At 63.4% G+C, this 17,194-nt stretch carries 21 protein-coding genes; 4 read left to right on the top strand and 17 right to left on the bottom strand.

What is annotated here, in order from left to right:
• Window positions 1–140: 140 nt before the first annotated feature.
• Window positions 141–653: a 2-amino-4-hydroxy-6-hydroxymethyldihydropteridine diphosphokinase gene (gene folK, locus ACE3PR_RS18160; RefSeq protein ID WP_374374927.1), complete on the bottom strand. Its 513-nt coding sequence runs from the start codon at window positions 651–653 to the stop codon at window positions 141–143.
• A gap of 145 nt (window positions 654–798) precedes the next feature.
• Between folK and ACE3PR_RS18155 the strand changes: the two genes are divergently transcribed.
• Both ACE3PR_RS18155 and ACE3PR_RS18150 read left to right on the top strand, forming a co-directional pair.
• Window positions 799–1,419: an NYN domain-containing protein gene (locus ACE3PR_RS18155; RefSeq protein WP_374374924.1), complete on the top strand. Its 621-nt coding sequence runs from the start codon at window positions 799–801 to the stop codon at window positions 1,417–1,419.
• 2 nt (window positions 1,420–1,421) lie between these two features.
• A complete protein-coding gene (locus tag ACE3PR_RS18150; RefSeq protein ID WP_374374871.1) occupies window positions 1,422–2,060 on the top strand; it encodes a uracil-DNA glycosylase in 639 nt (212 codons plus the stop codon).
• 33 nt (window positions 2,061–2,093) lie between these two features.
• On the opposite strand, the gene ACE3PR_RS18145 is transcribed toward ACE3PR_RS18150, so the two are convergent.
• The 3 genes from ACE3PR_RS18145 to dapA all read right to left on the bottom strand — a co-directional run bounded on the left by ACE3PR_RS18145 (window position 2,094) and on the right by dapA (window position 3,986).
• Window positions 2,094–2,522 (bottom strand): hypothetical protein, encoded by a 429-nt coding sequence (locus tag ACE3PR_RS18145; RefSeq protein ID WP_374374869.1) that lies wholly within the window; start codon window positions 2,520–2,522, stop codon window positions 2,094–2,096.
• An 86-nt stretch (window positions 2,523–2,608) separates the two neighbouring features.
• Entirely contained in the window at window positions 2,609–3,085 is a 477-nt protein-coding gene (gene smpB, locus ACE3PR_RS18140) for an SsrA-binding protein SmpB (RefSeq protein ID WP_374374867.1), read from the bottom strand.
• Window positions 3,086–3,107: 22 nt separating this feature from the next.
• Entirely contained in the window at window positions 3,108–3,986 is an 879-nt protein-coding gene (gene dapA, locus ACE3PR_RS18135; RefSeq protein ID WP_374374864.1) for a 4-hydroxy-tetrahydrodipicolinate synthase, read from the bottom strand.
• 301 nt (window positions 3,987–4,287) lie between these two features.
• Here dapA and ACE3PR_RS18130 point away from each other — a divergent pair, with 301 nt between their 5' ends.
• Window positions 4,288–6,285, top strand: a complete 1,998-nt coding sequence (locus ACE3PR_RS18130; protein ID WP_374374861.1) for a lytic transglycosylase domain-containing protein — start codon at window positions 4,288–4,290, stop codon at window positions 6,283–6,285.
• Window positions 6,272–7,282, top strand: a complete 1,011-nt coding sequence (locus tag ACE3PR_RS18125) for a threonine/serine dehydratase (protein ID WP_374374859.1) — start codon at window positions 6,272–6,274, stop codon at window positions 7,280–7,282. Before ACE3PR_RS18130 ends, ACE3PR_RS18125 begins: the two co-directional genes overlap by 14 nt.
• Before the next feature lie 28 nt (window positions 7,283–7,310).
• On the opposite strand, the gene ACE3PR_RS18120 is transcribed toward ACE3PR_RS18125, so the two are convergent.
• The 13 genes from ACE3PR_RS18120 to ACE3PR_RS18060 all read right to left on the bottom strand — a co-directional run bounded on the left by ACE3PR_RS18120 (window position 7,311) and on the right by ACE3PR_RS18060 (window position 17,189).
• Window positions 7,311–7,787: a polymer-forming cytoskeletal protein gene (locus ACE3PR_RS18120; protein ID WP_374374857.1), complete on the bottom strand. Its 477-nt coding sequence runs from the start codon at window positions 7,785–7,787 to the stop codon at window positions 7,311–7,313.
• Window positions 7,771–9,405: a peptidoglycan DD-metalloendopeptidase family protein gene (locus ACE3PR_RS18115; protein WP_374374854.1), complete on the bottom strand. Its 1,635-nt coding sequence runs from the start codon at window positions 9,403–9,405 to the stop codon at window positions 7,771–7,773. Before ACE3PR_RS18115 ends, ACE3PR_RS18120 begins: the two co-directional genes overlap by 17 nt.
• A gap of 292 nt (window positions 9,406–9,697) precedes the next feature.
• Complete coding sequence (cysC, locus tag ACE3PR_RS18110; RefSeq protein WP_374374852.1) at window positions 9,698–11,581, bottom strand: adenylyl-sulfate kinase; 1,884 nt, start codon at window positions 11,579–11,581, stop codon at window positions 9,698–9,700.
• Window positions 11,581–12,375: a sulfate adenylyltransferase subunit CysD gene (gene cysD / locus ACE3PR_RS18105; protein WP_374374849.1), complete on the bottom strand. Its 795-nt coding sequence runs from the start codon at window positions 12,373–12,375 to the stop codon at window positions 11,581–11,583. Before cysD ends, cysC begins: the two co-directional genes overlap by 1 nt.
• 123 nt (window positions 12,376–12,498) lie before the next feature.
• Window positions 12,499–12,726, bottom strand: a complete 228-nt coding sequence (locus ACE3PR_RS18100; protein WP_374374846.1) for a hypothetical protein — start codon at window positions 12,724–12,726, stop codon at window positions 12,499–12,501.
• 1 nt (window position 12,727) lies between these two features.
• Window positions 12,728–13,084 carry a hypothetical protein gene (locus tag ACE3PR_RS18095; protein WP_374374844.1) on the bottom strand — a complete coding sequence of 119 codons (357 nt, stop codon included), beginning with the start codon at window positions 13,082–13,084 and terminating at the stop codon, window positions 12,728–12,730.
• Window positions 13,085–13,321: a hypothetical protein gene (locus tag ACE3PR_RS18090; protein ID WP_374374842.1), complete on the bottom strand. Its 237-nt coding sequence runs from the start codon at window positions 13,319–13,321 to the stop codon at window positions 13,085–13,087.
• 21 nt (window positions 13,322–13,342) lie between these two features.
• Window positions 13,343–13,555, bottom strand: coding sequence for a hypothetical protein (locus ACE3PR_RS18085; protein ID WP_374374840.1), 213 nt, complete (start codon window positions 13,553–13,555; stop codon window positions 13,343–13,345).
• Window positions 13,556–13,560: 5 nt separating this feature from the next.
• Window positions 13,561–14,079, bottom strand: a complete 519-nt coding sequence (locus ACE3PR_RS18080; RefSeq protein ID WP_374374838.1) for a hypothetical protein — start codon at window positions 14,077–14,079, stop codon at window positions 13,561–13,563.
• On the bottom strand, window positions 14,076–15,593 hold the full coding sequence (locus ACE3PR_RS18075) for a hypothetical protein (RefSeq protein WP_374374836.1): 1,518 nt from the start codon (window positions 15,591–15,593) through the stop codon (window positions 14,076–14,078). Before ACE3PR_RS18075 ends, ACE3PR_RS18080 begins: the two co-directional genes overlap by 4 nt.
• Window positions 15,590–16,240 (bottom strand): hypothetical protein, encoded by a 651-nt coding sequence (locus ACE3PR_RS18070; protein WP_374374834.1) that lies wholly within the window; start codon window positions 16,238–16,240, stop codon window positions 15,590–15,592. Before ACE3PR_RS18070 ends, ACE3PR_RS18075 begins: the two co-directional genes overlap by 4 nt.
• Entirely contained in the window at window positions 16,237–16,782 is a 546-nt protein-coding gene (locus ACE3PR_RS18065; RefSeq protein ID WP_374374832.1) for a hypothetical protein, read from the bottom strand. Before ACE3PR_RS18065 ends, ACE3PR_RS18070 begins: the two co-directional genes overlap by 4 nt.
• On the bottom strand, window positions 16,779–17,189 hold the full coding sequence (locus ACE3PR_RS18060) for a hypothetical protein (protein WP_374374830.1): 411 nt from the start codon (window positions 17,187–17,189) through the stop codon (window positions 16,779–16,781). The genes ACE3PR_RS18065 and ACE3PR_RS18060 overlap by 4 nt, the downstream gene beginning before the upstream one ends.
• Window positions 17,190–17,194: the final 5 nt, after the last annotated feature.

The following is a 17,194-nucleotide window of genomic DNA, read 5'->3' as shown; positions in this document are numbered from 1 at the left end:
ATATAGAACTCGAGGCCATCAAGTCGACCGAGTTTGTCGGGATGGGCGGGTCCCATGCCCCAGGCGCATGCCCGGGCGGCGGCGTTCCTGGATCGGCCAAGCCCTTCCCCCGCCTACATTTCCCAGCCGGCCGGGCCGCGTCAGGCGAGCGGACGGATTTCCTGGCCCTCCGGATCGTCGAGGCGCCCGAGCCCGGCGATGAGGTCCGCGACCGAAAGGCCCGATTGCGGATGATGCCAATCCGGCGCCACGTCCCGGAGCGGCAGGAGGACAAAAGCGCGGCTTTCCATCCTGGGATGTGGCAAAAGCGGCGCCCCCGCGGTCACCACCCGGTCGCCATAGGCGACGATGTCGAGATCGAGCGAGCGCGGCGCGTTGGGCACCGAGCGCACGCGGCCGAAATCAAGCTCGATCCGCTGCAATTGGGCGAGGAGTGCTTCGGGAGCAAGATCGGTCGCCACCGCGATAACACCATTCACATACCAGGGCTGATCAGCGGCGCGCGGCACCGGTGCCGATTCATACCAGCGCGAGCGGCGGCGGATCTCGATTCCAGCGGCGGCGATCGCCCCAACCGCCGCCTCCAGCGTCGCGCGCGGGCTGCCATGGCCGCTCGGCAGATTGGCACCCAGAGCGATATAGATGTTTTCCATGGTCACGGCCGCATTCCGGCCGAAGCCCTTGCGAGGGCCGGGCCAACGGCATTATGGTCCGCGAAGATCGTTATATGGATCCGCGCCAGGTTCGGCGCTCGATAGACATCAGTCATATTGGCTCGCGAGGATATTCGTCATGGCATTGCGATTTTACACCCAGGAACGCGTCGGCTTGTTCATCGACGGCGCCAATCTTCACGCTGCCGCCAGAGCCTTGGGCTTCGACATCGATTACAAGCGCCTGCTGAAGCATTTCCAGGAACAATGCCATCTCATCCGCGCTTTTTATTACACGGCGCTCATCGAAGACCAGGAATATTCGCCGCTCCGCCCGCTGGTGGATTGGCTGGATTATAACGGCTTCACCATGGTCACCAAGCCGACCAAGGAATTCACCGATGCCATGGGGCGCCGCAAGATCAAGGGCAATATGGATATCGAGCTTGCCATCGACGTCCTCGAAATGTCGGCCCATCTCGATCACGTGGTCCTCTTCTCCGGCGATGGCGATTTCCGGCGCCTGGTCGAGGCGGTGCAGCGGCGCGGTGTGCGCGTTTCCGTGGTCTCGACTGTGCGCTCGACACCGCCGATGGTGGCCGACGAGTTGCGCCGCCAGGCCGACATGTTCGTGGAGCTTGAGGATCTCGCCCAGTTCGTGGCCCGCGCCGGCGGCCAGAAGCGGGAGCCGGGACGCGAGCCAAGGAATGAATCGCCCCGGGATTTCGGACGCGAATTGATGCCGGATGACGACGGCCAGAACTGAGTATGCCTGCCGTCGCCGCACCGCCTGCCGATTGTCATCTCTGTCCGCGCCTCGCGGCTTTCCGCGCCGAGAACCGCCAAAAGTTCCCCGATTATTTCAACGCCCCGGTGCCACCCTTCGGCGACCGGCATCCGCGTTTCCTGATCGTCGGACTTGCCCCCGGCCTCCACGGCGCCAACCGGACGGGGCGCCCCTTCACCGGCGATTGGGCGGGCGATCTGCTCTTTGCGACCTTGCTGGAACTGGGCCTCGCCGAAGGAACCTATGACGAGCGGCCCGATGACGGCCTGTCGCTGAAAGGCTGCCGCATCGTCAATGGCGCCCGCTGCGTCCCGCCTCAGAACAAGCCGACCCCGGCCGAGATCAGGACCTGCAACCTTTTCCTGAAGGCCGAGATCCAGGCCTCGCCTGCCCGGGTCTATCTGGCGCTGGGTTCGATTGCGCATGACGCGACCCTGATGGCGCTGGGCGAAAAGCGCGGCGCCTATAAGTTTGGTCACCAGCGGCGCCACGATCTCTCCGATGGCCGCATCCTCATCGATAGCTATCACTGCTCGCGCTACAACACCAATACCGGCCGCCTGACGCCGCAAATGTTCCAGGCGGCAATGGCTGATGCCAAGAAGGCGGCGGGGTTGTAACACGCCCCCCTCTTCAGGAGGGAGGGAAAACGATCAGGGCTGTTTCATCTTCTCGACGAGACGGTCGACGAACTCATCTTGCCACTTGGATTTGTCGCACAACACCCCAAGGCCATGCTGATCAAGCTCCCTGCATTCGGCCTCGGCCTGTCTTTTTTCTTCCCATACAGCGGCGCCGTAGAACGTCACCGCCGCGACAATGGCAACCAAGCTAAGAAAGAAGATTTTTCGGATAGATCCGCGAAACCCCTTTGTACGGCCGATGGCCTCATCGACCGGCGCCAATTGGTCGCGGACCATAGCCAGCTTTGCCCAGAGCAGAAACCCGGCAGCGGGAACTAAAATCAAGAATGCCGAAACCTGAAACAGATAGCCCGCCGATGGGCCTTCAAGGCGACCGGCGGCCATGGCCATTGCCGCCCCTGCCAGCACCGAACCCACCAAAACCCAGCGCATCCACATGCCGGTATTCCATCTCTTCGCATCGTTGCGATACGACTTAAGATAGACGCAACAGGGCGCACTTCAATCGAGTAGTTTTGATAACTTCAATCTCCGCCGCGGTTCCGGAGCAGCCGGCCCTGGTCGCGTTTCCAGTCGCGTTCCTTGATGGCGGCACGCTTGTCGGCCTGACGGCGGCCCTTGGCGATACCGAGTTGGCATTTGGCAAAGCCGCGCTCGTTGAAATAGATCGAGAGCGGCACCACCGTGATGCCTTCGCGCTGGATGGCGTTGATCAGTTTCACCATCTCGCGTTTCTTCAACAGTAGTTTACGCGGCCGGTTCGGTTCGTGGTTGAAACGGTTGGCGGCGTCGTATTCCGGGAAATGCGCGTTCAGCAGCCAGAACTCGCCGTCGCGGTCGCTGGCGAAGGCCTCGTTGATGGAGCAGCGGCCGAGGCGCAGGGATTTCACCTCGGAACCCATGAGCTGGAGTCCCGCATCCACCGTATCGGTGATGGTGTAATCATGGCGCGCCTTGCGGTTCTGGGCCGCGAAGCGGTTGGCCGATATGTCACGCGCCATGATGCATTCCGGTCGACCGGGCCTATTGCCCGATCAAGCCCGCCTTCTTCAACGCCGCCGCCACCTTCTGCTTCGAGGCGTCCGAGATCGGCGCCAGGGGAAGCCTGAGATCGGGCTGGATGTGGCCCATCAGCGAGAGCGCGTATTTCACCGGCCCCGGGCTGCTTTCGCAGAACATGGCATCATTGACCGGCATCAGGCGCTCGTTGATCTCCATCGCTCGTCTGAGATCGCCGGCCTGCCAGGCCGCATGCATCTCGTGGGTAAGCTTGGGCGCCACATTGGACGTGACCGAAATGCACCCGACCCCACCCTGAATCAGGAATGGCAGCGCCGTCGCATCCTCGCCCGAGAGCTGGCAGAAATCGGCACCGATCGCGAGCTTGGTGCGGGCCGGACGGGCCAGATCGGCAGTCGCGTCCTTGACCCCGATCACACGCGGCAGTTCGGCACAGCGCTTCATGGTGTCGACCGACATGTCGACGGCACTTCTGGGCGGCACGTTATAGATGATGATCGGCAGGTTGGTCGCGTCGTGGATCGCCTTGAAATGCTGGAACTGCCCTTCGGGAGTGGGACGGTTGTAATAGGGCAGCACCACCAAAGCGGCATCGGCGCCGGCCTTTTCCGCATGGCGCGTGAGGTCTATCGCCTCGGCTGTGGAATTGGAACCGGTCCCGGCGATCACCGGCACGCGGCCCTTGGCCACTTCGATCGCCAGTTCGACGATGCGGTGATGCTCGGCATGGCTGACAGTCGGGCACTCGCCGGTGGTACCCACCGGCACCACGCCGTCGATTCCCTCTTTGATCTGCCAATCGACGAATTTCTGGAAAGCAGCCTCGTCCACCGCATCGTTGCGGAACGGGGTGACCAGAGCGGTCAGCGAACCCTTGAACATGGCAAACTCCCACAGCAGCGGCCCGGACGTGGCCGGGCATTTTCTCGACACCAGGAATTCTGGCCGGCGGAAAATAGCGACAGGCGGGGGCGACGGCAAGCATTCTCCCCCGAGACACCCAGGCGATCTTCACCGGATGTTAAGAACAAAAATGCCACAATAACTGTGAGATAGCGCACAAGATGGTCGCGCCGGCAATTGAGCCAGCAGCCATCCGCCCTTAGAATACCCGCCTGGGACGACCGAGACGACGTTGAGTGGGGCTATGACGGTATTAAGACGCGCATCTGACCAACCTGCCATGTTCCATCTGCCGGCTTTGCGGTGGCTGCTGCTTTCGCTCGCCCTCATGCTGCTGCTGGCAACCGGCGGGTTCTTCCCCGCCCGCGCCGATGAAGCGGGCCTCAGCGCCAAGGACATCAACATCTACAAGCGCGCCTTCCAGGCGCTCGACAAGGATCGCTGGAAAGAGGCGCGGCGCGAGATCGAGCGCGCCAAGGACCCGCTTCTTGGCAAGGTCGTGATCTGGCTGGACCTGACGCGCCCCGGCCCCGGCCGCTCCTTCGACGAGATGACACACTTCCTCACCGACAATCCCGGCTGGCCGATGCGGGAGCGCCTGATCGGCCAGGCCGAACGGGCCATGCCGGAGATCCAGCCAACGCAGAAAGTACTAAGCTGGTTCGGTGAGCGCGATCCCCTGACCGCGCCCGGCGCCATCAAATTGCTGGGCGCGCTCCGCGCCGGCGGCCAGGAAGAGCGGGCGCAACGCGTCGCCGTTCAGGCCTGGACCCAGCTTGATTTCAGCAGCGAACAGGAAGCCGACTTCCTGCAGCGCTTCAAGGATTTGCTCTCGCCGGCCGACCATATCGCGAGGCTCGACCGCCTGCTGTGGGACGACCAGCCGGAACAGGCGACCCGCATGCTCAAGCGCGTCGATTCCGCCCATGCCTTGCTCGGCAAGACCCGCATGCAACTCCGCGACAAGAAGATCACCGCGGCTTCGGCCCGGGGGTCGGTGCCCAAGGAATTGCGGCGCGATCCGGGCCTGGTCTACGAAATGGCCCGGCGCCTGCGTCTTGAGGGCAAGGTCGAGAATGCCGTTGCCCTCCTCGACCCGCCGCCCACCGGGGCGACCCGGCCCGATCTCCTGTGGGCTGAGCTCTATCGTGCGGCGCGCGAATTGCTGAGCCGCGGCGATATCAGCGCCGCCTATCGCCTGGCGGCCGCCCATGGCACCGATACCGGCGATGCCTTCGTCGAGGGCGAGTTCTTCGCCGGCTGGATCGCGCTGCGCTATCTTGAGGAACCGGATACGGCTGCAAAGCACTTCCTCACCCTCTACACCGGCGCCAAATCGGTCATTAGCCGGGCGCGCGGCGCCTATTGGAGCGGCCGCGCGGCGGAAGCGAGGGGCGACCTTGCGACCGCGACGGATTGGTATCGGAACGCCGCCCAGAACCTCACCGTCTTTTATGGCCAGTTGGCGGCCTCGCGTCTCCCGGACCCCATCCACCTCGTCATGGATAGCGGCGTAAGGCCGAGCGCCGAGGAAAAGGCTGCTTTCGAGAAGCTGGAATTGGTGCGTGTGGCACGCCAATTGACGGCGATCGGCGAGAGTGAACGCATCCGCCCGTTCATCGTCAACCTCACCAACCGCGCCGAGAAGCCGACCGATTACGCATTGCTGGCGGGCCTCGCCAAGAATCTGAAGCGCGACGATCTTGCCATCCATGTCGCCAAGGAAGCGCGCCAAAGCGGTGTCGAATTGACCGAGTTCCTGTTCCCGACCCTGCGCGTGCCGGACGGAAGCGCGCCGGAGCCGGCATTGACCCTTGCCATCATCAAGCAGGAGAGCGCCTTCGATGCGAAGGCCGAGAGTTCCGCCGGTGCCATGGGCCTGATGCAGCTCATGCCCTCGACGGCGCGGCCGCTCGCCAAGAAGGTCGGCGTCAACAAGCTCGACGTGAAGAAGCTGGTAAACGATCCGCAGTTCAATATGCGCCTGGGCCGGCTCTATCTCGAGCAGATGATCGAGCGGTTCAGCGGGTCCTACATCATGGCGATCGCCGCCTATAATGCCGGGCCCAGCCGGGTGCGCGAATGGTCCAACCTCTATGGCGATCCGCGTTCGGCCGAGACCGATGCGATCGACTGGATCGAGAACATTCCCTTCAACGAAACGCGGAACTACGTCATGCGCGTCATGGAGAATCTGCAGATCTATCGCAGCCTCCTGGCCGAAGAAGGCGTCCGCATTGCCCTCGAAGAAGATCTGAACCGACATGCCGTCAATTGATGTGTTGCCTTCGCCCGGTCCGCAGGATGTCGAGGCGGCAGCGGCGCGGCTGAAGGGCCGTGCCCTCGTCACGCCTTTGCTGGAGTTCCCGCTTGTGTCGGAGAGGCTCGGCTTCCGCCTGCTGGTGAAAGCCGAAACCCTGCAGATCACCGGCTCGTTCAAGTTCCGCGGCGCCAGCAATTGCCTGCTGGCGGCGCGCGAGGCCGATCCCAATCTCAAGGCAGTGGTCGCCTTTTCTTCGGGCAACCACGCCCAGGGCGTGGCCGCGGCCGCGCGCATGTTGGGCATGAAGGCCACCATCGTCATGCCGGCGGACGCGCCGCTCATCAAGGTCGCCAATACCAAGGCGCTTGGCGCCGAAGTGGTGCCCTATGACCGGCGCGGCGAGGACCGCGAGGCGATCGCGCGCGCCATCGCCGCCCGCGACGGCGGCCGTATCGTGCCACCTTTCGACGATCCGCATGTCATCGCCGGCCAGGGAACCGTTGGGCGCGAGATCTGCGAGCAAAGCGCTGCCCTGGGCCTGACGCCGGATGTGGTGATGGCGCCTTGCAGCGGCGGCGGCCTCATCGCCGGCATAGCGCTTGCGGTCAGGGATCGCCTGCCGCAAGCGGCAGTCTACGCCGCCGAACCGGCGGATTTCGACGATTTGCGCCGCTCCTTGGCGGCGGGCAGACGGCTGAAGAACGAAGGGAATGCGAGTTCGATCTGCGATGCGCTGCTCTCGCCGCAGCCGGGTCAGATAACGTTTCCGATCCATCAGCGCTTGCTGGCCGGCGCCTTCGCCGTCAGCGACGAGCAGGTGCTCGACGCCATGAATCTCGCCTTGCGGCATTTGAAGCTGGTGGTCGAGCCGGGCGGGGCGGCGGCGCTGGCCGCGGCTTTCGCCGAACGTCGTAATTTTGCTGGCAAGAATGTCGTCGTGGTTTGCTCGGGCGGCAATGCCGACCCCGACATGATAAAGCGGGCCGCCGACCGCGACGACCCGCTTCAATAACTTCCGTGCCGGGAAATCCCGCGGCGCGTTAGGCGGTGACCGCCTTCTTCTCGGCATCCCCGACATTCGACGCCGCCGGAATCGCCGGCGATGAGGGGGCGATGCTGGCCGGCTTCACCGGGCTGGGATCGGAGCGGCGGCACATGCCTTCGATGAAGGCGCCCTGCTCGATCGCCAGGGATTTGTGGAGGATGTCGCCGGTCACCTTGGCGGTCTTCTCGAGCACCACGCTGTCGGCGCGGACCTCGCCATTCACCAAACCGCAGATCCGGACCGATTCAGCCTGTAGAGCACCCTGGACAGTGGCACCTTCGCCGATGGTGATGTTGCGGCTTTGAATATCGCCTTCGACCCAGCCATCGATCTGCACGTCACCACTGCAAACCAGATCGCCGGTGATCCTGAGATCGGCGCTGATAATCGAGGGAACGCCCGATTTCGCTGCGGGGCGGGGAGCGTCCGGCGCGCCGGAAGTCTGGCCGGCTTTATTAACCTTTGAAAACATAACGACCTGCCTTCAGAAAGCCCATCGGATCGAGGGCCTTCTCATTATAGCGCACTTCGTAATGCACGTGTGGTCCGGATGAACGGCCGGTGGAGCCCAATTTACCCACCAATTGCCGGTATCCCACGACATCGCCCTTTTTAACCGAAATTGAATCAAGATGTGCATACAGGGTCACGATGCCCATACCGTGGTCGATCTCGACCACGCGGCCGTAACCGCCCTTCCAGCCGGCATGAACCACCGTGCCGGGGGCCGTCGCCAGAACATCGGAGCGCAGCGTCCCCACCAGATCAAGGCCTTCATGCCGCGCCCGCTCACCATTGAACGGATCGACCCGCGACCCGAAGCCACTCGACACATAATAGTGGTCGACCGGCGCCGCCAGCGGTACCGAGCGCAACACGACCTGCAGCTTTTCCCAGCGCGCCACTTCATCATCGAGGGTCGCCACATTGGCCAGCAGCTTCTGCTCGGTCTCGTCGGCGCCCGTGGCCGGGGCGGGCAGGAACGGGCCGCCCTTGCCGACATCATCCTGCGAGGCGGCCAGCAGCAACTGGTCGACGCTGAGCCCGGTCATCAAGACGGTCTTTTCCATCTCTTCGAGGCTGTTGCGGGTGCGCTCGGTGACGCTCGCCACGAAATTGGCCTGCGCTTCCTGGACCGAGGCCACCTTCTCGCGGAGATCGTCGACGGTGCGAGCAAGATCGGCCCGGCCAAGCTGGAGCGAATTGCGCTGATTGATAACCGTGGTGAGAGCCAATTGCGTTTGCGCGACCTGGCGCGAAAGATCCGTGTTGCGCGCCTGGGCGACCGTCAGCTCGCCCTGCAGGCCTTCGACTTTCTGCGTAAGGCTCGCGACCTTCTCGGTAGCAGCGTCATGATCGCGCTGCAGTGACCCGAGGCGGGTATTGAGATCCGCCACCTGGCCCACCAATTCGCTGTTGATCTGCCGGCTCTGCTCCAGCAACGCCGTGAGTTCGCTGCGCTCGATCGCCATGCGGCGGCGATCGTTCTCGATGCCGCGAATCTCCAGCTTCAGATCGGCGATCTGGTTGGTGAGGGATTGGTTGCGTGCGGCAATCTTCTTGAGGTCGTTGTCAAAGGTCAGCAGGCGGTTCTTCAGGGATTCGCGCAGCTTGTCGCGCAAGGGGTCACCCTTCGCGGCATGCGCGCCGGCTTCGTCCTGACCGAGTGGGATGGGACCTTCGATCTGCGTCGTGATGTCACGAAAGCCGTCCCTGGCCCCCGCATCCTCGCCGGAGAGGCCGAGCAGATAGGCCTCGTCGCTGGAGAGCCGCTCGGTACTGTCCTTGAACTGGTCGAAATAATCCGAAACTTCGGCTAGGAGGCCGGTATAGGCACCTTCCGCCTCGCGCACGGCGATATCGCGGCCGTGCTGATTCACCTGCTGCACGGCCAAGCCGATCGACGTCGCCAGCGTCAGGACCGCGATGCCCCCCAAGAGGGCGAAACCGGCCAACTGGCTGCGCGTTGAAAGGCGCACATATTTGATTTTTCCGTCACTGCGCAGAATCACTTCGCGCGGTGAAAAATGCTTGCCGATAACGGCAGAGAGACGCGTTGCCAATTTTCCAGGAATCTTTCCGGTTACCACGATCCCATCCCCACGGTAGGACGCTCAATTCACCCCTAGCCGCCCCATCGCCGCCCGGTCCCACCGGAAGCGCCAAGACGCGTGACACATACCGGACCAAGGCTGCACTTGGCCCCCCCTGACGATCATCTTGGGACCGTTTTCGCGGCGCCCGATAATCGTTAATTTATTGTTAGCGGGAGTAACTTAGGCGGCTGATCCCATGGACGCAAGCCGAATCAACCCCAGCCCGCCGCAGCATTTCGAACTGTAACATGCAGCGGCGGGTTCTCAAGGCGTTAGCGGTCAAACTTCACTTGCGGAGGTGGGCCTCGACATAGGCGACTACCCGCTCCACCGCATCGAGGACGGATTGACGGTCGGTATCGATGACCAGTTCCGGCGCTACAGGGGCCTCGTAAGGCGCCGTTATCCCGGTAAACTCAGGAATTTCGCCGGATCTGGCCTTCTGATAGAGGCCCTTGGGATCGCGTTGCTCACACGTACTTATATCGGCCTTGATGAAGATCTCATGGAATCCGCCGGTCGCCTCGCTGCCCGCGAAAGCCTGCCGGGCGCGTTCACGATCGGCCCGATAGGGCGAGATAAAGGCCGTGATGACGATCTGCCCCGATTCGGCGAAAAGAGCGGCGACCTCGCCGATGCGTCGGATATTTTCGGCCCGATCGGCGGGGGCAAAGCCCAGATTGGCGGACAGGCCACGCCGCACATTGTCGCCGTCCAGAACGAAGACCTGGAAGCCGCGCCGGAACAACTCCTGCTCCACCGCCATGGCGATGGTCGATTTACCAGCCCCCGAAAGCCCCGTGAACCACAGCACGCCGCCGGCATGGCCGTTGCGTTGCGCCCGCTGTTCGGTGCTGATGCCATGGGCGACGGCGGTGAGGTTGCCGGCGCGTTGCGTGACGATTGCGCGTTGGTCCGGAAAACCGTCGAGCGAAATGATGCCGCCGGCGACGATGTTGCCGCCATCGGCCAGCACGAAGCGGCCGGTCTTCGGATTTTCCGATGCGGCATCGAGCGCCAGGAGTGCTGGCGAGCGCAGCACGACATCGGCGATGTCGTTGCGCGCCACCTGCCGGCTGGCACTCGTCCCGAAATTCTCCGGATCATAGACGGCCGCCACATTTTCCACCGTCACATTGACTTCGCGCGTCTGCAGCCGCAGGCGATAGGAATGGCCGACCTGCAACGGCGCCTTGCCGAGCCAGAACAGTTTCGCTGCGAAGGCATGGGTTTCCAACGGCGCCCGCTCGACATGGCTCGCGATCTCGCCACGCTCCAGGAACAATTGCTCGTCCAGCGTGATGCCGATCGCTTCGCCGGCCTCGGCGCTGTCGCGCGCCGGCGCGGACCAGCATTCGATGCTGGCGATGCGGGCACTCTTATTGCTGGGCGAGAAAACCAGGCGATCACCCACCTTAAGACGCCCGCTGGCGATCCGTCCGGCCAGAATGCGGCGCTCGTCGAATTTATAGACATCCTGCACAGGAAGGCGCAGCGGCAGATCGGAAAGCGCCGCCACGGGATGGAAACTGTCCAGAGCCTCGACCAGGCTCGGTCCCCGATACCAAGGCATGCGCGCCGATTTCGCCGCGATATTGTCGCCGTCACGCGCCGCCACGGGCAGGATGTAACTGGGCGTGATACCCAGCGACCCCAGATAATCGGTATAGGTCTTGCGGATCTCGTCGAAGCGCGTTTGCGAAAAATCCACGAGGTCCATCTTGTTGACCAGGACTGCGATCTGCTTGACGCCGAGCAGACTGAGGAGAAATGCGTGCAGGCGCGATTGCTGCTGGATGCCCTGTCCGGCATCGATCAGCATCAAGGCGGCCTCGGCGCTGGAAGCACCGGTGATCATGTTCTTGATGAACTCGCGATGGCCCGGCGCATCGATGATCGTGTAATCGCGCTTCTGGGTCTTGAACCAGATCTGCGCCGTGTCGATGGTGATACCCTGGTCGCGCTCGGACTGGAACGCATCCATCAGGAAGGCCCATTCGAACGGCATTCCGCGCCGTTCGCACATCGCCTTGATCGCCTCGAACTTGCCCTCGGGCAGCGAGCCGGTTTCATGGAACAGGCGGCCGACCAGGGTCGACTTGCCATGATCGACATGGCCGACGATGACGATGCGCATCAATTCGCGCGCGGGAGCGTTCTCATTGGGCATTACATGTACCCCGCCGCGCGCAGGCGCTCGAACGCATCCTCGGTCTCGCGGTCCATGGCGCGACCGGCACGCTCCGGCGTCCGTGTGGCTTCCAGCTCGGCGATGATCTCGACGATGGTCGCCGCATTGCTTTCGACCGGAAAGGTGATGTCGTGATCGCCCAGCGACCGATAGCGCTTGCCACCCTTGGCGTAATAGAGCTCGACCATCGGAATGCCTTCGCGCTGCACGTATTTCCAGATGTCGAGTTCGGTCCAGGACAAGAGCGGATGCACGCGCAGATGTGTGCCCTTGGGCAGGTCCGTGTTGAAATAATCCCAGAATTCGGGCGGCTGATCCTTGAAATCCCAGGCGCCGCTCTCGCCGCGCGGCGAGAAGACGCGCTCCTTCGCGCGCACACTCTCCTCGTCGCGACGGATGCCGGCGATGATGCCGGTGAAGCCGTATTTGGCGATGGTGTCCCGCAGGCCCAGGGTCTTCCGGGCAGCCGAGCGCGCATTTGGCGGCAAGCTGGGATCGGTCGCCTCGACCGGCGGACATTTCTCGACAATGAGGTTGAGGCCCCATTCCTGCGAGAACCGCTCGCGGAAGGCATACATCTCCGGGAACTTGCGTTCGGTGTCGATATGCAGCACCGGGAACGGCACATGGCCGAAAAAGGCCTTCCGGGCCAGCCACACCATGACATTGCTGTCCTTGCCGAGCGACCAGAGCATCCCAAGCTTGTCGATGCGGTTGAACGCCTCGCGCAGGATATAGACGCTCTGCGCTTCCAGCTGATCGAGATGGTCCATGGCGGCGGGGATCTTCCGGGCTGTCGAAGGTGTCCCGTCAATATAGGAAGTGCTGGCGCAGGGCAATATTTCGGGCAATTTCCAGGATTCGAAGCCCGTCGGGGGTGACCCGGCCCAGCGCCGCTATGGCCGGTGTTCCGAGGAGGTTTCTATTGAGTTCCCGGGCTGCGGCGTGAGCTTTTGCCGCAGCGCCGTGAAAGCCAGCTTCCGGGCATTTTCCGCCCGTGCGAGGTCGTCGGCCGTTACCACCTCGCCATTTCGCGCTTTCATCGCCAGCTCGCCCAGTTGAGAAAGATAGGGGGCCAGCGCCGCCACCCCCTGAATGATCATGGCCGCCGTTGCCGGGCTCATCTCACTCACCTCCCGCAGATATGGGCAGCAATGGCTGCAAGCCGCTCATCTGGCGTTCCGCGGCGTCGAGATTGCTTTCGGCCAAAGCCGGCAGGCCCGCACGCCACGCGTCGCCGGCACCGTCAAGGGCCAGCTCCACTGCCGACAGGGTCACCAGGATCGCTACGGCGGTACCGCTCTCCGGCACCACGCGGCCGGCTGCGGTCGCCTGCGTCAAGCCAGCCGCCAGGCTGCCGGCCAGGAGATTGGCGGCGGCGAGGCGCGCTGGCAGATCGCGCGTCGGTACGCCACCCGGCGCAGCGCAGGCAACGAGCAGGCCGATACACAGAAGGAGGCCAAAGAAACGATGCTTCTTCATTCAGGACTCCTGCGATGTCGATGAAGTGGCCTGCGGCGGCAGGTTCGGGACGTGATAGACGACGAGCCCCACGATCAGGGCCGAGAGAGCGATTTCCGCGGATTCCGGCATGGCAATCCGCGGCCCGTTCCACAGACCGTCGGCAATGATGCCGACCAGCCAATCCGCCAGGGGTGCCGCAATCGCCGCCGCCCAGGCCTTGTTGATGGTGCCGATAGCGGCAAGTTTGTTTGGCATCACTTTGCGCTCCCTTTCTCTCTATTGCCCACTGATCCGGAGAAGCTGGGACACCCAGCTGCCGCCGATTCCAGAGAGGCCCGAGAGCATCAGCAAACCGCCGATGGTCAGCCAGCGCAGCCGCTGCAGTTCCTCCAGCCGGTCGGCGAAGCGTTCCACCGCCTGCTCCAGCTTTTCGACGCTCACCTGCAATCGGCCGATCGCCTGAGACGTTGCATCGAGATCACCGATCATGTTCGTCACCATCCGTTGTCGATGTCATGGGACTCGATCGCGGCCACGCTCGTCGCCACAGCGATGGCATCGGCGTGCATCCATTTCACCTGGCGCAAACGGTAGACTTCGGCTTTTGCCGCTTCGCCCAGGGCGATCATGGCCTCAGCATCGGCCAATGGCAGGAAGGAATTGTCCGCCATGCGCCAGGCGAAATCCGCCGGCCAGGGGGCGTTGCTGGCCAGCACCCAGCGCGCTTCCTGCCCCATTGTCGCGATATTCTGCTGATCCGGTTCGCCAATCTGAAGCCGGCGACCCGCATAAAGCATTCCGGCCGCAAGTGCTGCCGCATATCGCTCCTGAAGAGCGCGGGTTTTTCGCGCCCGGAGAATTTCCAGCGGCCAGATCCAGGAACCGCCCTGCCAGATCTGGCATGCGTCATCCGGCGCCGAGGGCACTTCGATGGCGCCGGCATCGGGCATCGATCCATCGCCAAAGGCGCCAAGGAATCGTCCGGAATCATCCACGAAATACTTCGTCGTCATTTGGCCCTCGCCCGCGCGATCAGACGCCAACTGGTATTGGTCATGCTTCCCTCCGATCCGGTCGTGCCGTTGGTATAGGCAAACGACGCTGTCGCACGATTGCCAATACGAACCATGATGTTCGTGCTGTCGACACGCAGGCTGTGCGAGGCATGAATCGACAAGGCGAGATAATTTTGCGGTGCCACCAGCACCTCCTGCCCAACCGCATAGCCGTTATCCGCCACAACGCAACGCAACCACACTTCTGCGAGATACGGTCTTCGGCCGAGGCCATGAGCCAGGGTCAACAAACCCGCAGCCGTGAGAGTCTGCTCGCCGCTCTCATATGAATAGTCGCCCGCTATTGTCCGCCAGGCGGCGCCGTCGCTGCGGATCAGCACACAATCGCCGGGACGCAGCTTGCGCGAAGCCAAACCATCCAGAGTCTCGCTACCGTCCGCTTGGATCGTCACGTCACCGCTGGTAGTGGCGTGCCGCACGCACAAGGTGCCGCCATTGCCGGCGATCGCCGCCGGCAGCAAGGACAATACCACGCCGGCATTCGTGAGCTGGATCTCACTGCCGAGATCGTCCTCGATCATGGCATAACTGGCTGCTTGGGATGCCACCGGCATGCTGAAGTGAGCGGAGGAATCGCCGTACCAATGCGGTGGCGCCGAGACGCAGCGCCACTTGCCCTCGCCCTCAGCGCGGAAGCGTGCGACGTCGCCCGGCAATGCAGGCACATCCACCCCGCCCGGCAGGATGAAATCGGTCGGATGATGCCGCAACACGGGCTCTGCCTCGAAACATAGCTCGATCAGCGTGCCATCCGGGATACCGTCCCACAATGCTTCGATATCGGCGCTTCCCGTAACTGTATGATAGCCGCCGGCGAGGGCCGCCGTCGGTGCCGACAATGTGGCAGCACTGGCAATATCGTCGCCCTTGCGCCACAGACCGGCCAAACCCTGGGGCGTCACCGATTCGTCATCGGCGATTCCGGCCAAAGTCGAGGCAAGGCTGGCAAAAACAGTCGCCCCGCCCTGCAGATTTTTGTTTTCCAGGCCCGAGAGGTCGCTCCGCCAGCCGAGAAACCGGCCGGCTTCGGGCGGCGGCAAGGTCAGGCTCATGATGGTCGAGGTGGGGCTCAATGTCGCCGACCGGTCCAGCTTGTCGTCCAGTTCCTGCACCAGGGCCGTCAGCCGGTCGAGCGCCCGCTCATGGGTTTCCGCCGGAAAAGGATCGTTCGGCGTGTAATCCACCATCTGCGTGCGATGGGTGCGACGGAAGATCGTCCAGCTTTTGGTCGGTGCCGGCGGGTGCGTGGCAATGATCGTGCCCGCCTGGCCGGCGCCACCCGACACGGTGTAGTGCGTGATCATCAATCTGGTCGCTTCCGCGCCGCTTGCCAGATCTCGCTCGATAACGCCGACCTCGTCCGCGCCGAAGAAGGCGAAAGGCACGGCGAAATGTACCGTGCTGCCGTCGCCGGCATAGGTGATCCGGGAGATGGTGGTTGAGATGGTCATGCCGATTCCTTTCGGGCCGGTCCTGTATCGCGGGCGAAATCATATGTGGCCTGAGCGGCGGCCTCGGCCTCATGAAGCGACATCAGCGCGGGCCGCGCTTCCGGCCTGATCAGCGGCAAAAAGGCGTCGTAGCCGAGACCGGCCATGAATTCCGCCAATCGCCCCTTGACCATCTCCGCCGACAGGGGCGCCAGGATGAGACGCGCGCCACCCAACGACTGATGGCGCCGTTCGATCTCACTCGCCTCGTTGATGAACCTGGCCACGAGCGGCAGCAATTTCCGCAGGTTGGCGTCGATTTCACCGGCCAGCAGCAATCGTCGCCGTTGCAGATCCGCGAGTTCGGCCGTGCGGCGCACGTGGCTTGCCTGCATTGCCGCTGCTTCCGCCGACATGATCGTGGCGTCGATTTCAAGCATGGCGGTGTCGAGCGCTGCTGCCTGCGCCGCCAGTTCCGCGCCGCGCCCCAGGAGGCGCTCGAAGCCACGCTTTGCCTGCGCGTCACCCAGCGCCGCCTTCAACGCCTGGGCCTGCTGTTGATGACCGTTGTCGCTGAGTTCAGCCACGATCTCCGAACGACGCTGGCGCAGACGGTTTGCCTTGTCCTGGAGATCCGGCATTGCAGTCTCGGCGAGGGCGGCGCTCATACCAGCCTCCCGCTATCCTGGCGCATCTCGGTCGGCAATTCGGCAAAGGCTGCAAGACTGCGGATAAGCCAGGGATTGTTGCCAAGGCCAGTTTCCGCCAGCACTTCCTCGACCGCGGCCGGATCGCCACAACGAGCGATGACCGCGCGGGCCAGGTCGATTTTGCGGGCGCATTCCGATCCCCAATCACGCGTCAATTCGGCCATGACGCGGTTCTCCTCGGAAGCAGTGCGCGACATGTCCGGCTGCGACAGGCAGCGGCAATATTCCTGGACGATGCCGCTCACCAGATTCTGCGGCAGGCCGGCTTCGTGGAACCAGCGCCGCGCCTTCGCCTCGAAACCGCCGTCGCGCTCGATCCCGCGTGGCACCTGGATCAGGTATTTGTCGGGATCGCGCGGCGACGTAAAGGCCGCTGCAAGGGGATCTGTTTCGCTGGGCGCAGCGGAAACGGCGTGGCCGCGTCCTGCCAGAGCCGCGCGCATCGCTTCTTCGAGCGGATCGAGCGCGGAATCGGGCGGCAAATTCGGGTTCAGCCTCATTTGAACTCTCCTCGTTTTTGCATCTGCAGCAGGTTGCCGCCGAGACTGTTGAAGGTGGTGAGTTGGTCGAGCACGCCGCTCCGCCGCGCACGGCGTGCCTCGCGCTCCTTGGCGCGCGCTGCCTGGTCGTAACCGAGCTGCGCCCAATGGGCATCGCGTTCGCCTTCTTGCGTCAGATCCAGCAGCGTATCGGTCGGCGATCCGGAATCGGTGACGCCACCCTTCAGCATTGCCACGCGCTGCTTTGCCCGCGCGCGCTGATTGTCGCGCCGGATCTCCGTGGCCTCATGCGCGCCCCGCTCCGCCAATTGCTGCGATTCTTCGCGGTTGTCGGTTTCCGCATTGCGGGCCTGCAACGCGGTATTGGCCAATTGCAGGCCAGCCCCAATCATTGCCGAGGCAGCCATATTGC

This window comes from Dongia sp., from assembly GCF_041909655.1.
GTDB lineage: Bacteria > Pseudomonadota > Alphaproteobacteria > Dongiales > Dongiaceae > Dongia.
This window is presented reverse-complemented; position numbering and strand designations above follow the sequence as displayed.

Bases quoted from the DNA above. Each gene is read 5' to 3' on its own strand.
- ACE3PR_RS18075 (WP_374374836.1), bottom strand. From the start codon at position 15,593: ATGACCATCTCAACCACCATCTCCCGGATCACCTATGCCGGCGACGGC.
- ACE3PR_RS18070 (WP_374374834.1), bottom strand. From the start codon at position 16,240: ATGAGCGCCGCCCTCGCCGAGACTGCAATGCCGGATCTCCAGGACAAG.
- ACE3PR_RS18150 (WP_374374871.1), top strand. From the start codon at position 1,422: ATGCCTGCCGTCGCCGCACCGCCTGCCGATTGTCATCTCTGTCCGCGC.
- cysD (WP_374374849.1), bottom strand. From the start codon at position 12,375: ATGGACCATCTCGATCAGCTGGAAGCGCAGAGCGTCTATATCCTGCGC.
- ACE3PR_RS18085 (WP_374374840.1), bottom strand. From the start codon at position 13,555: ATGATCGGTGATCTCGATGCAACGTCTCAGGCGATCGGCCGATTGCAG.
- ACE3PR_RS18130 (WP_374374861.1), top strand. From the start codon at position 4,288: ATGTTCCATCTGCCGGCTTTGCGGTGGCTGCTGCTTTCGCTCGCCCTC.
- ACE3PR_RS18065 (WP_374374832.1), bottom strand. From the start codon at position 16,782: ATGAGGCTGAACCCGAATTTGCCGCCCGATTCCGCGCTCGATCCGCTC.
- ACE3PR_RS18090 (WP_374374842.1), bottom strand. From the start codon at position 13,321: ATGCCAAACAAACTTGCCGCTATCGGCACCATCAACAAGGCCTGGGCG.
- ACE3PR_RS18095 (WP_374374844.1), bottom strand. From the start codon at position 13,084: ATGAAGAAGCATCGTTTCTTTGGCCTCCTTCTGTGTATCGGCCTGCTC.
- ACE3PR_RS18120 (WP_374374857.1), bottom strand. From the start codon at position 7,787: ATGTTTTCAAAGGTTAATAAAGCCGGCCAGACTTCCGGCGCGCCGGAC.
- smpB (WP_374374867.1), bottom strand. From the start codon at position 3,085: ATGGCGCGTGACATATCGGCCAACCGCTTCGCGGCCCAGAACCGCAAG.
- ACE3PR_RS18080 (WP_374374838.1), bottom strand. From the start codon at position 14,079: ATGACGACGAAGTATTTCGTGGATGATTCCGGACGATTCCTTGGCGCC.
- ACE3PR_RS18145 (WP_374374869.1), bottom strand. From the start codon at position 2,522: ATGTGGATGCGCTGGGTTTTGGTGGGTTCGGTGCTGGCAGGGGCGGCA.
- folK (WP_374374927.1), bottom strand. From the start codon at position 653: ATGGAAAACATCTATATCGCTCTGGGTGCCAATCTGCCGAGCGGCCAT.
- ACE3PR_RS18060 (WP_374374830.1), bottom strand. From the start codon at position 17,189: ATGGCTGCCTCGGCAATGATTGGGGCTGGCCTGCAATTGGCCAATACC.
- cysC (WP_374374852.1), bottom strand. From the start codon at position 11,581: ATGCCCAATGAGAACGCTCCCGCGCGCGAATTGATGCGCATCGTCATC.
- ACE3PR_RS18125 (WP_374374859.1), top strand. From the start codon at position 6,272: ATGCCGTCAATTGATGTGTTGCCTTCGCCCGGTCCGCAGGATGTCGAG.
- dapA (WP_374374864.1), bottom strand. From the start codon at position 3,986: ATGTTCAAGGGTTCGCTGACCGCTCTGGTCACCCCGTTCCGCAACGAT.
- ACE3PR_RS18100 (WP_374374846.1), bottom strand. From the start codon at position 12,726: ATGAGCCCGGCAACGGCGGCCATGATCATTCAGGGGGTGGCGGCGCTG.